Genomic DNA, 11906 nt, shown 5'->3' with positions numbered 1-11906 from the left:
GAATCCGGTACATGAAGGATTCTACTAGAGACTCCGCTCTGGGGTATGCAGGACAAGGATTCTCGCTACTTCCGCTCGGGTCGCGAAATGGAACCCGGCCGAAGGCGCCCCATCCCGTGCTGAAGTCCGGTTGGTCTTTCCGCAGAGACGGTGATCGGCCATTCGTCGGTCAGCACGATCCGCGGATGATCGACCTGTGGTGGAGCAAGTTCGCCGACTCCAACGTCGGGATTATCACGGGGATGCCGTCGCGGCTTCTCGTGATCGACTGCGACCGTCACGGGAGTGAGCCGCTGCTCCCGCCGTCCGGCACCGCCTCAGTCAACCTGGGTGATCTGCTGTCGGGGCGCGATGGCGTATCGGCATTCCAGGGCTGGTGCTCAGATCATGGCGTCGACCTCAGCGACGTGCCGTGTGTTGAGACACCCACCGGCGGCGGTCTTCACTACTACTGGCGAGCCGATCGACCTGTTCGCATGGGCCCTTGGCTGCCGGGTGTTGATGTCAAGGCAGACGGGACCTACGTGGCTGCGCCGCCCTCGTCGGTCAACGGCGTCGCCTACCGCTGGCGGGTGCCTTTCGAGACCCTGCCGGTGGTGCCAGACGTCCTCCTGGCGGCTTTGGACGGCGACCGTGGCCAGTTCAACGGCGGGTCCAGCCTGGGGGCCTCTGGAGGCCTCCCGGCGACGCATGAGTTTGTCGAGCGCGGCTTCGGGTGGTTCTCCGGCTCCCGCAACAAGGACGCGTATCGGCTGTCGTGGCGCCTGCTGGGTGACACCTACGACGTCGCAATCGGCACGCTCTACCGCGCTTGGCAGGTCACGGCGCAGGAGCCGCACCCGTTCCCGTGGGCAGAGGTCGTCAAGGCTTACGAGTCCGCCTCGAGGCGGCGCGCTCGTGAGGTCATCCCGGATTGGAGGCCTCAGCTATGAGCGTCACGGAACAGGAAGCAGCCCACATGGCGGAGCAACTGCGTCGGGCGGTCCCAGGCGGCTCGTTCATCTTGGACGAGCCAGACGAAGTACCCGCGCTGTGGGGCAACGGTCAGCACGTCCTGTGGGCAGAAGGCGAAGCCTTCATGGTCGCGGGGCACCAAGGACTCGGGAAGACCACTCTTGCGCAGCAACTCGTGCTCGCGATGGTGGGCGTCGCACCTCCTGAGCTTCTCGGCATGCCCGTGACGCCGCGTGCGGGCCGGATCTTGTACCTGGCGATGGACCGCCCACGTCAGGCTGCGCGGTCGTTCCGGCGCATGGTCCGAGAGGAAAGCCGCGATCTGCTCAACGACCGGCTGCACGTCTGGCGAGGCCCGCTGCCGGTTGACCCACTCGTCAAGGGTGATCTGCTGGCCTGGGTACACAGCGTCTGCGCAGACGTGTCGGTCGTGGTCATCGACTCGGTGAAGGACTTGGCCCCGGGCGTCAACACCGATGAAGTCGGATCAGCCATCAACCTCGCGTGCCAGTCGTTGATCGCGGACGACATCGACGTGCTGTTGCTCCATCACCAGCGCAAGGCGTCCAGCGACAGCCGTCGCGAGGTGACTCTGGACTCGATCTACGGCTCGACCTGGTTGACGTCAGGCCTCGGGTCGGTGGCCGTCCTCGAGGGCGAACCTGGCTCGGACGAAGTGACGATGCATCACGTGAAGCAGCCCGCCGACACGGTCGGGCCGGTGGACTTCGTCCACGATCACGTCCCGGGGCGCTCTCGGTTGCACACCGCGCCGGTCCGGCTCAGCGTCGAGGCCGCTCTTGGCATGGCGGAAACCTCGGGTCTGACGGTGGACGAGATCGTCAACATGACGGGTCTGTCGTCCAAGACGGTCCGCTCGCGCCTGCGAGCCATGGCCGAGCGGGTCCAGGAGGTCGCCGGTGGGCACAACACCAGCGGTGGCCGCATCGCGAAGAGGTATCGGCCCAATGGAAGCTGATTCGCCGTTGGAGCCCAGTGGAAGCTCTGGAGACTGGGCGTTTTTGCAGGTCAAGGCCCTGCAACCGGCGCTTCCACGGGCCCAGTGGAAGCCGAATCGGCCCAAGCCCAGTGGAAAGCCCGTTGGAAGCCCAGTTTCCGGGTGCCCCCTGAGTGCCATTGTTGCAGGTCAAGCCCTGTGGAAGGCCCAGTAGAAGCCCAGTTCCCGACCCCAGTGGAAGTTGGCCCCCCTTTCTAGAAGGGGGCCAACTTCCAAAAGGCTCAACGAGAAGAACTGTCAACCCGTGAGATAAACGAAAGATGCGGAAGTGTGCAGCATGCGGTGAGGTTGCGAGAACGGGCTGCTTTCAGGATTGCGGCGAAGCGGTGCACTTCACTCCTGAGTGCGGCAACGAGCACGCGAAGACGTGCATAGCTTTGGAGAGTTCGACCATTGGAAGGGGGTACTGGACCAGACCATCCCCGCCGGAAAGCCTCGAAACCACTCCCAACCTCTGCATCGTGTGCGACGAGGAGACAGCCGAGCGGTGCCGAACGTGCCGCATCGACCTGCACCGAGGGTGCCGGCCCTGGCATGCCTGCCTGTATGCCGACGGAACGCTGCCTCCGGGGACCCGTCTAGTTCGTCACGAGGAGTGGCTAAAGATGATCTACGGGCGCTGGACGACGAACTGACGGCCGTTCGGCTGGCGTCTGGACGGTTTGTCACCGGACGTCCTCAGGAGGCTCAGATCGTCATTTAGCACGGTGTTTGTTTAGGGTCTAGTCCAGTCGAACATGATCAAGACTGTACGGATATAGTCCAAATCGCCATTGTTGATCGGAACTGTCCGGAGGTCTATAACTCATGTTGATCGGATACACCCGTGTAAGCACGGAAACCCAGAGCCTTGCGCGTCAAGAGCTCGGGCTGGACATAGACCGGCTGTTCTCCGAGAAGGTCAGCGGCAAGGACCGAGACCGGCCCGCTCTGAACGAGATGCTGAGGTTCGCCCGTGACGGCGACACCGTGCGGGTTCACTCGCTCGACCGGCTGGCGCGGTCGCTGCTGGACCTGGAGTCCATCGTCCGTGAGTTGACGGGCAACGGCGTCACGGTCGAGTTCATCACCGAGAGGCTGACGTTCAAGCCGAACGAGGAAGACCCCGCCAGCACGCTCATGATGCAGGTCCTCGGCTCCATCGCTCAGTTCGAGCGGTCGTTGATCAAGCAGCGCCAGCGTGACGGCATCGCCAAGGCCAAGGCGCGCGGTGTCTACACCGGCCGGAAGCCGGCTCTGACGGCTGAGCAGATCGCGAGCGCGCGCGAGCGTCGCGACTCGGGCGTCCCACTGTCGCGGATCGCACGTGACCTGGGCGTTGCTCGGACGACGCTTCATGCTGCGTTGGCAGGGGCTGGCGCGTACGCGAACTCGTGACACGCCATTTGCGCCGGGACTCTGGAATCGGACCAGGACGGTGTGCAACTCTAGACACACGAAGGCCCACGGCTCCGAAGTATTGCGAGTACTTCGGATCGCGTGGGCCTCGTGCTGTTGTCAGTACCTGCTCATGGCACTCAGGTCGACCACGTCAGCCGCGCCGGCCTGACTCATGATCAGGTTGATGCTGTGCTTGGCGTCGACCTTCGAGACGTACGTCTCGCTCGTGGCGATGATCTCGCCGTTGCGCGCGTGACAGTTCCAGTAGTACTGGCCGTTGCGCGCCTTGTCGATGACGAACCGCATCTCTCCACCTCCTCTCCTCTCTGAGGCCACCCCCACCACCGTCATGGGATGGGGTCTGGCTTCTGACCCCTCCATCGTACGTAGGGAAACCACATCCATGTAACCCCTACATCTTGTGTCTTGCCGGGCTAGTCACTTCAGCCACATCAGTCACAGGAGTAACAGCTTGCGGGCGTGGGACGACTATTCGCTGTCTCCTGCTGGCGAGGGACCCTGCTCAAGGGCGGGACGAGCTGGGTCGACTCCCATCTCCTGCATCATGATCACCTGGATAGGCGAAGATTCCAGCGCGGGCGCTCCAACCCCGGTCCAAACGCTAAGCGCAAAGGTGCATGCCTGCAGGAGCAGCATGACCTTCGTCCCTGCATCAGTTCCCTTCAACTCAGTCCAGAAGGACCTGCGGTTGACGACTCCGCCGACGTACTCGTCCACAGCGCGTTGCAGCGCCCTAGTACCGAAGAACTCGTAGTTGTCGAGCGCATGGATGATCTCGCGCGTGCGGGCCAAGAGCCACTCATGCAGCTCTGGCTCCATCCCTTCATCTTCCTCGAGCAGGTCGAGCAGATCTTGCGCCTGAGACCGCAGGTCTCGCCGGCGGTCTTCGCTGAGCGACGGCTCCGGGTCTTCTCGCGCAAGCGCTCGGCTGCACACATCCAGCCCATACAGACCCGCGTCATCGAGCGACGCGAAAAACTGCTGCATGTTCTTCTGAGGCAGCATCGTGAAGTTTGCGACGGTCTTCTCGACCTGGTCGAAGTGGCGCAACGTGAACTGGGCGTCCTCTTCGGAGAGGGCTTCGACGCGGCGGCGGATCTCATCAGCATCGAGGATCATCTGAGCCCCGCGGCGTAAGAGTTCGCCCTTGTCGTGGGGCCAGTCCAGTCCGCAGACCTCGGCCCAAGCTGTGACTGCCGCGGTGTTCTGTCCCCTGCCGTGCTCCAGCAGGGCGTTGAGCGACCGGGACAACCTAGCCGCGACGTTGTAGTCCTTCGGCATGGTCACCCCTTCAGGTCAGCGTGCCAGTCGCGATGCGCAGCGGCGTCATCTCGGCCCACGACCAGCGCACGGCAAGTCGCGCAGACCCAACCAATGCCGACCCTCTCGAAACCGTCGGGAAGGTTGTCGTCCCAGACGGGGTAGGGCTCGCCTTCACCGACAGGCTTGAACGCTCGGTCACTCATCCACGTCCTCCTCGACCAACGCAATGTGCACGATGACCTTGGTGGCGAGACTATGCAGCGTTACCTGTTCGTACACTGCATGCCCACGGATGAAATCGGTGTTTGGTCCGCTGCGGCGATAGAAGTCCGCGACCACCTCCTGCGGTAGGTCGTCGCCGTATCCGCGCATGTACTTGATCTTGTAGCGGTTCATGACTTCCCATCTTTCAACTTTGACGCTGATGTCTTGTTGGTCCTGCGAGCGTCCACGACAACGAGCCGCATCGTGACCTTCGCTTCTTTGCCCAGAGCGTCGATCGTCTCCTGGACTCGCTTGAGGCGTGATTCCGAAAAGTCCTCGTCCGTGTAACCAACGCAAAGATAGACCCCGTAGTCGATCTGCTCCGTCTTCAGGTACTGCGGCAGCTGCCTGGAGGCACCGGTAAAGAATCCACTACTGTGGATGCGCTTGATCTCAAGCAGTGCGCGCATCTCCCAGCCCTTCGAGAACTTGAAGTCCACTGGCCCACGGCCACGGTTGACCTCTTGCCCCAGATCCACGTCAGCGGCACGGCACGCTTCAGTCCACATGGGGCCGCGACCGCCTGGATGATCTTCTCCGTCTGCGGCTGGTTATCCGCCCAGAGTGCTCGCCAGGTGTCTGTGTGCTCAACGGCGTGCTTGAACTTATCTGCAAGCGTGTCTACGAAGTCGTGTAGATCTTGCTTTGTCTGCGGTTGGTCAGCCGGTGTCAGGCCGAGTTGACGCCCGGCGGCGACCCCGGCCTCACGCCAGGAAACGAGCCCCCGGGGATCTACTTCTACGTCGTATGGCAGGTGGGGCAGTTGCTCGACATGCTTGATGTAGTCCATCGCTGTGTCGGGATGCTTCACCGCGAACTTCTGAGCGATCCATCGCCGCGTCGGCTGGCTCAACTCGTCCGTGATGAGGTAGCCGAAGTCGCTCCGAAGGGCGGCCGCGGCGTTGGCATCGGCCCAGTGGAAGAAGCCGTCCTTCGTGACTTCTGGCATGTCTCGCAAGAACCGTTCTGGTACGAGTAGCACGCCACCCCCTGGTGGGAGATTTCGGCAGCATGACCTTCTTGTTTTCCCAGCGCGCGTTGCTCTTGCTCCAGGAGGCATGCTTGACCATCACCGGTTCCATCGGGACCCCATGCTTCTTCGCCACCTTTTGGGTGTAGTCGATGAACCGGGCCTTGAGGATGTTGCACAGGATGTCGCTTATGCGATCGAAACCAATCCCCGTCGAGAAGAGGTCAAACCCCTGGATGGTGGCTAGGTGAGCCACATCGCTGTGCTTGTGGACTAGTTGCAGCACGGTCGCCATGTCATCGGCAAAGCCGCCGCCTGTGCCGGACCCGTTCGGTCGACCCATAGACACGCCGAGAGCAAACTCGTTCGGCTCCGGGAACCGTAGGAAGGAAGTCGCTTTGCTGTACGCGGCCGTTGCCTTGGCCGATCCGGCGGCACTGACAAGTTGCGCCGCGACCTCGAAGAAGTCCACAACGTCGCTCCGAGCACTCTTCCATCGCTTCTTCTTGTCGTCGAAGACGAGGAACGGGTCCACGTAGAGAGGTGTGTCCTGATCTAGCAGCGGATCGAACCATGTTTCGTCGCCGCTGCGTGTGATGTTGAAATGCTCGCTGAAGCGCATGAAGATCTCCTTGAGTGTCTGCGGTGACGACACTTCATCGAGCCGCCAGGTCTTACTTCAAGGAGAGCACGTCCCACTGACATACCCTGCAGAGACACGCCGGGTTTCAATGCCGCAGTTTCACCCACCGGTCCGCTATATGAAAGAGGAGTGCAGAATGGGGCTGAAGTGACCCGTGTGGACTCGGAGGTTGCGGCGCACATTGGCACTTCCACGCTGACCAGAAAGTAGCTTTTCAGACACGGCTGGCGATGGCTGCCCCGTGGGCGGTGCTGCTTCTGCTGGCCACGCGAGGGAGCACGTTGCAGGCCTACGGCACGCCCGCCGGAGCGCTGGTGCTGGCCATCGGTGCGGCGCTGTCCCTGGTGGCCTACCGGGTCATGGTCGCCGTCGGGCGTCTGCCGGAGGAAGCACGGGTGCTGCGATGAACCCGGCCTGGTGGGGTGCGGTCCTCGGCCTGACGCTGGGTGCCGGCCTGGTGCTCGTCTGGGCCGGCTTGCCGGTGGCCCGTCGTGTCGACCTGGCCGACCGCATCGAGCCCTACCTTGACCGGCCGCCCCGCAAGTCCCGTCTCCTCGCCCTCGACGACCCGCAGCCCTGGGAGGTCAGCGACCTGCTGACCCCGCTGGCACGTCGGGCCGCGCACCTGCTGGACCGGCTGCTGGGAGGGGCTGACTCGGTGCGCAGCCGCCTCCACCGTGCCGGCCTTGCCGGTGACGTGGAGGGCTTCCGGGTGCAGCAGGTGGTCTGGGGGGTGCTGGCCGCAGCGGCCGCGGTGGCGCTGGGAGCGCTGCTCTGGTTCGCCCGGGGGACCAGCCCCGCCATCGTCCTGCTCCTGGTGGGGGCTGCCTTCCTGGCCGGGGTCGTGGCCCGCGACTGGATGCTCAGTCGGGCGGCGACCCGTCGCGAGCACCAGATCATGGCCGAGTTCCCGGCTGTCGCGGAGCTGCTCGCCCTGTCGATCACGGCGGGTGAGGGCACGGCCCAGGCGTTGGAACGGGTGGCCCGACTCTCCCGGGGAGAGCTGGCGGCCGAGCTCGACCTGTGCCTGGCCCAGGCCCGGACCGGCGCCAGCCTCCCCGAGGCCCTCGAGGGTCTCGGGCACCGGACCGGTGTCGCGCCGATCGTCCGCTTCGTGGACGGCCTGGTCGTCGCCCTGCAGCGAGGGACCCCGCTGGGCGAGGTGCTGCGGGCCCAGGCCGCCGACGCCCGCGAGTCGGCACGTCAGCAGCTCATCGAGGAGGGCGGCAAGCGCGAGATCACCATGATGATCCCGGTCGTCTTCCTCATCCTGCCCGTCACGGTGCTCTTCGCCGTCTTCCCCGGCGTGCCGCTGCTGCGCCTGAGTCTCTAGAGATCCACCACCAGAAGGAGAACGACCATGACCCGACGCTTCCGCGTGAACCCCGCCGGCCTGCGGCACCGTGTCCGACTGTGGCTGTCCGAGCCGGAGCGCGGCGACGTGCCCGGGTGGGTGCTCATCACCATCATGACCGCCGCGCTCGTGACCGCCCTGCTGCTGGTCGCCGAGCCCCTCCTCACCAGCCTGTTCTCCGAGGCCGTCAACTCCGTCGGGGGCTGACATGCGCCGCGCCGCGACCGACCGGGGCGCGGCTCCCGCGGAGTTCGCGATGCTGGCCGGACTGGTCAGCGTCCTCATGCTCGGCGTCATGCAGCTCGCCTTCGGGCTGCACCTGCACAACACCGCGACCGCCCACGTCGTCGAGGGGGCGCGGGTGGGCGCCCGGGTCGACAGCACCCCCGCGGACGGTGCCCGCAGGGCCCAGGAGCTGATGGCCTCGAGCCTGCCCGGCGGGGCAGCGGGAGTGACCGTCACGTCCGGTCGCACCACCGTGGGCGGAGTGGAGGTGGTCGAGGTGAGCGCGACGATGCGGCTGCCGCTCGTCGGGCCGCTCGGCCCTGACCGGCAGATGACCGTGGTCGGGCAGGCCTTCGCGGAGGACCAGTGAGAGCGACGGCCACGGCAGCGAGCTCGCCGCGGATCGCGTCGGACCGTGGGTCGATGACCGTCGAGGTCGCCTTCCTCCTCGTGCTGCTCGTCGTCCCGCTCTTCTACCTCGTCGGCACGGTCGGGCGGGTCCAGGCCGGCGCGTATGCCGTGACCGCCGCGGCCCGTGAGGCCGGTCGCGCCTTCGTCACGGCCGACGGGGTCGAGGCTGCCTCGTCCCGGGCCCAGGTGGCGGCTGCCCTGGTCTACCGCTCGCACGGCTTCGAGGACGGTGAGGGTGGGGTGCAGGTCTCCTGCCCCGACGGCGGGTGCCTGGCTCCCGGCACGACGGTGCTCGTCGACTCGCAGATCAGCGTCGAGCTGCCGCTGGTGCCGGACTTCATGCGCGACCGGGTGCCCACCTCCGTCACCCTCACGTCCACCCACCACGAACCGGTGGACGAGTTCCGGGGAGGCGGACGATGACGGGGACTCTCACGGAGGAGCGCGACGGCGGGCAGATCAGCATCCTGCTCATCGGCATGGTCGCACTGACGCTCACCATCATCTTCGCCGTCATCGGGGTGACCTCGGTGCAGTTGAGCCGGATCCAGCTGCTGGACGCGGCGGACGCCGCGGCCCTGGACGCCAGCGACGCCTTGGCCCGCGAGCAGGTCTACGAGGGTGGCCTCGGCACCGGCCCCCCGGTGACCGACCAGACGGTCATCGACGCCGCCTCCGAGCACCTGGCGCGACGCGTGCAGCCCTCGCGCATCGAGGAGTGGGGGCTGGGCAGCGGCACCGGCACCACGGACGGCCGCACGGCGGTCGTCACCGTCACCGGCCGGGCCAGCATCCCGGTGGTCAGCTCGGTGCTGGAGGCCTTCGGGGGTGGCGTGACCATCACCGTGACGTCGTCCGCGCGCTCGGAGGTGGCGGGGTGAGGCATACCGGGCAGGCGCCTGACACGATGACTCGGTGCGAGACATCACGACCGAGATCTTCGAGGCCGTCCTCTTCGACAACGACGGGACCCTGACCGACTCCCGCGGGCCGGTCGAGCGCTCGTGGCGTGCCTGGGCGGCCGAGCACGACGTGCCCTTCGAGCGGTTCGGCCACTTCCACGGGGTGACGAGCCGGGGGATCGTCGAGCGGGTCGCGCCGCACCTCGACGCGGACGCCGCCACCGCCGACATCGACCGTCGTGAGCTGGAGGACGTCGAGGGCATCGTGGCCCTGCCCGGCGCGGTCGACGCGCTGGCCGCCGTGGGGGAGCGGGGCGCCATCGTGACCTCTGCCGGCCGGGAGCTGGCCCGAGTGCGGATCCGTGCCGCCGGGCTGATCCAGACCTCGGTCGTCGTCACCGCCGACGACATCAGCGCCGGTAAGCCCGACCCGGAGCCATACCTCACCGGGGCCCGCCTGCTCGGCGCCGACCCGGCGCGCTGCCTGGTCGTCGAGGACGCTCCCGCGGGGCTGAAGGCCGGCCGGGCGGCTGGTGCGGCCACCCTCGCGCTGCTGACGACGACCGAGCAGGACGCGCTCGAGCCCGACGCCGACCTGGTGGCCGAGTCGCTGGCCGACATCCGCTTCGAGCAGGTCGACGGGGGAGTGCGGGTCCACCTGCAGGTGCGCTGACGGCGCCCGCCCGGCGCCCGAGCGGTGACCGGGCTGCGCGAGCCCCGCTTGCAGCCGCGTCGTCCACTGAACGCCGGGATGTCACTGATGAGCCCAGTCGAGGAGGCTCATGAGTGACGAACCGGCGCTCAGTGCCGGTTGGCGACCCCCATCGCTCCGGGTTCGGGTATGCCCGACACACCCCCAGGCACGCCGCTGACCTGCGAGGCCTGACAAGAGCGGTTACCTACGTTACCGTAACCTACGCAAGCGAAACCTACGTCTGCGTAGGTTGCTCCCCGACCAGAGAGGTGTCACCTCGCATGGCCGCACCCACTGCCCAGCCCATCCACCTGCCCACCCACACCGACCGTCCCCGGCCCACGATCATCCAGGGCGGCATGGGGGTGGCCGTCTCCGGATGGAGACTGGCCCGACAGGTGGCGCGCAACGGGCAGCTCGGTGTGGTCTCCGGCACGGCCATGGACGCGGTGCTCAGCCGGGTCCTGCAGGACGGCGACCCGGGCGGGCACTACCGCCGGGCGCTGGCCGCCTTCCCCAGCCAGGAGATGGCTCAGCGGGTGCTGGACAAGTACTTCGTCGACGGCGGCAAGGCGCCGGGCACGCCCTACAAGCCCATCCCCAAGCTGACCCTGGAGACCGCCCGCGCCGGGCAGGAGCTGGGCGTCGTCGGCAACTTCGCCGAGGTGTGGCTGGCCAAGGAGGACCTGGCCCAGCACTCCACCGAGGGCGCCGTCGGCATCAACTGCCTCGAGAAGGTTCAGATGGCCAACCCCACGGCGATCCTGGGCGCCATGATCGCCGGGGTCGACTACGTGCTCATGGGCGCGGGCATACCCCGGGAGATCCCGCAGCTGCTGCGCTCCCTCGCCGCGGGTGAGCCGGGCAGCATCTCCGCGGACGTGCTCGGGGGCAAGATGCGCCGGACCATCACCGTCGACCCTGTCGACCTGCTCGGCGACGACCTGCCCACGCTGACCCGTCCCGACTTCCTCGCGATCATCTCGGTGGACCAGCTGGCGAACTACCTGCACCGCGACCCCGAGATCCGCCCCGACGGTTTCGTGGTCGAGCGGCCCCCGGCCGGCGGCCACTCCGCCCCGCCGCGCGGCAAGATGCAGCTCGACGAGGCCGGCGAGCCCGTCTACGGTGACCGTGACGAGGCCAACCTCGCCAAGATGGTCGACATCGGGCTGCCGTTCTGGATGGCGGGGGCCTACTCCACCCCCGACAAGGTCGCCGAGGCGCTGGCCGCCGGCGCGGTCGGGGTGCAGGTCGGCACCCTCTTCGCGCTGTCGCAGGACTCCGGCCTGGCCGACGGCCCGCGCGGGCAGCTCATCGGACGGCTGCGCACCGGCGAGCTCGCCGTCCGCAACGACCCGCGCGCCAGCCCGACCGGCTTCCCGTTCAAGGTCGCGACGCTGGAGGGCACCGCCAGCCAGGTCGAGGTCTACGAGGCCCGCCCCCGGCTGTGCGACCTGTCCTACCTGCGCCAGCCCTACGAGCGCGAGGACGGCGAGATCGGCTACCGCTGTGCCTCCGAGCCGGTGCACATGTATCTCAAGAAGGGCGGCGACGAGGCCGACACCGTCGGACGCAAGTGCCTGTGCAACGGGCTCATGGCCAACATCGGCCTGGGGCAGGAGCGCAAGGACGGGTATGCCGAGGACACCCTCGTCACGCTCGGCCAGGACCTCGCCGGTGCCACCGCACTCATCGAGCGGCACCCCGAGGGCTGGACCGCGGTGCAGGCGCTGGACTACCTGCAGGAGCAGGTGCCCGCCGCGGCCGGCCTGCGGCACACTGCCTGAGCAGCAGGCTCTGTCCC

At 66.8% G+C, this 11906-nt stretch carries 16 protein-coding genes; 11 read left to right on the top strand and 5 right to left on the bottom strand.

Translation table 11 applies throughout. The features are described 5' to 3' along the window. Positions 1 to 11 precede the first annotated feature (11 nt). The 3 genes from FU792_RS10435 to FU792_RS10425 all read left to right on the top strand — a co-directional run bounded on the left by FU792_RS10435 (position 12) and on the right by FU792_RS10425 (position 3349). Positions 12 to 932 carry a bifunctional DNA primase/polymerase gene (locus FU792_RS10435; RefSeq protein WP_084485146.1) on the top strand — a complete coding sequence of 307 codons (921 nt, stop codon included), beginning with the start codon at positions 12 to 14 and terminating at the stop codon, positions 930 to 932. Further along, complete coding sequence (locus FU792_RS10430; RefSeq protein WP_022924891.1) at positions 929 to 1933, top strand: AAA family ATPase; 1005 nt, start codon at positions 929 to 931, stop codon at positions 1931 to 1933. Before FU792_RS10435 ends, FU792_RS10430 begins: the two co-directional genes overlap by 4 nt. A gap of 846 nt (positions 1934 to 2779) precedes the next feature. After that, positions 2780 to 3349 carry a recombinase family protein gene (locus tag FU792_RS10425; protein ID WP_022924890.1) on the top strand — a complete coding sequence of 190 codons (570 nt, stop codon included), beginning with the start codon at positions 2780 to 2782 and terminating at the stop codon, positions 3347 to 3349. A gap of 120 nt (positions 3350 to 3469) precedes the next feature. Here FU792_RS10425 and FU792_RS10420 read toward each other — a convergent pair whose 3' ends face one another. The 5 genes from FU792_RS10420 to FU792_RS10400 form a co-directional block, all read right to left on the bottom strand. Continuing rightward, a complete protein-coding gene (locus FU792_RS10420; RefSeq protein ID WP_022924889.1) occupies positions 3470 to 3658 on the bottom strand; it encodes a YegP family protein in 189 nt (62 codons plus the stop codon). Positions 3659 to 3841: 183 nt separating this feature from the next. After that, on the bottom strand, positions 3842 to 4654 hold the full coding sequence (locus tag FU792_RS10415) for a hypothetical protein (protein ID WP_149814738.1): 813 nt from the start codon (positions 4652 to 4654) through the stop codon (positions 3842 to 3844). Between the two features lie 177 nt (positions 4655 to 4831). Then, entirely contained in the window at positions 4832 to 5032 is a 201-nt protein-coding gene (locus FU792_RS10410; protein WP_022924887.1) for a hypothetical protein, read from the bottom strand. Next, positions 5029 to 5379: a hypothetical protein gene (locus FU792_RS10405; RefSeq protein WP_161600240.1), complete on the bottom strand. Its 351-nt coding sequence runs from the start codon at positions 5377 to 5379 to the stop codon at positions 5029 to 5031. The genes FU792_RS10410 and FU792_RS10405 overlap by 4 nt, the downstream gene beginning before the upstream one ends. 225 nt (positions 5380 to 5604) lie before the next feature. Next, positions 5605 to 6492 (bottom strand): hypothetical protein, encoded by an 888-nt coding sequence (locus tag FU792_RS10400; RefSeq protein WP_149814736.1) that lies wholly within the window; start codon positions 6490 to 6492, stop codon positions 5605 to 5607. Between the two features lie 251 nt (positions 6493 to 6743). Between FU792_RS10400 and FU792_RS10395 the strand changes: the two genes are divergently transcribed. From FU792_RS10395 to FU792_RS10360, 8 genes are all read left to right on the top strand, one after another. Further along, complete coding sequence (locus tag FU792_RS10395; protein WP_022924885.1) at positions 6744 to 6920, top strand: hypothetical protein; 177 nt, start codon at positions 6744 to 6746, stop codon at positions 6918 to 6920. Continuing rightward, positions 6917 to 7846 carry a type II secretion system F family protein gene (locus FU792_RS10390; protein WP_022924884.1) on the top strand — a complete coding sequence of 310 codons (930 nt, stop codon included), beginning with the start codon at positions 6917 to 6919 and terminating at the stop codon, positions 7844 to 7846. The genes FU792_RS10395 and FU792_RS10390 overlap by 4 nt, the downstream gene beginning before the upstream one ends. 27 nt (positions 7847 to 7873) lie before the next feature. Beyond that, a complete protein-coding gene (locus FU792_RS10385; protein WP_022924883.1) occupies positions 7874 to 8074 on the top strand; it encodes a hypothetical protein in 201 nt (66 codons plus the stop codon). Position 8075: 1 nt separating this feature from the next. Then, positions 8076 to 8462 carry a TadE family protein gene (locus FU792_RS10380; protein WP_022924882.1) on the top strand — a complete coding sequence of 129 codons (387 nt, stop codon included), beginning with the start codon at positions 8076 to 8078 and terminating at the stop codon, positions 8460 to 8462. 53 nt (positions 8463 to 8515) lie between these two features. Next, on the top strand, positions 8516 to 8926 hold the full coding sequence (locus tag FU792_RS10375; protein ID WP_052327820.1) for a hypothetical protein: 411 nt from the start codon (positions 8516 to 8518) through the stop codon (positions 8924 to 8926). Continuing rightward, on the top strand, positions 8923 to 9384 hold the full coding sequence (locus FU792_RS10370; RefSeq protein WP_022924880.1) for a pilus assembly protein TadG-related protein: 462 nt from the start codon (positions 8923 to 8925) through the stop codon (positions 9382 to 9384). Before FU792_RS10375 ends, FU792_RS10370 begins: the two co-directional genes overlap by 4 nt. Before the next feature lie 34 nt (positions 9385 to 9418). Beyond that, a complete protein-coding gene (locus tag FU792_RS10365) occupies positions 9419 to 10078 on the top strand; it encodes an HAD-IA family hydrolase (RefSeq protein ID WP_022924879.1) in 660 nt (219 codons plus the stop codon). A gap of 302 nt (positions 10079 to 10380) precedes the next feature. Continuing rightward, positions 10381 to 11889 (top strand): beta/alpha barrel domain-containing protein, encoded by a 1509-nt coding sequence (locus FU792_RS10360; RefSeq protein ID WP_022924878.1) that lies wholly within the window; start codon positions 10381 to 10383, stop codon positions 11887 to 11889. The last annotated feature ends 17 nt before the right edge of the window (positions 11890 to 11906 follow it).

It is taken from the genome of Serinicoccus marinus DSM 15273 (genome assembly GCF_008386315.1).
Classification (GTDB): Bacteria; Actinomycetota; Actinomycetes; order Actinomycetales; family Dermatophilaceae; genus Ornithinicoccus; species Ornithinicoccus marinus.
The sequence above is the reverse complement of the archived record's forward strand: the minus strand, read 5'-3'. Positions and strand labels throughout refer to the sequence as shown.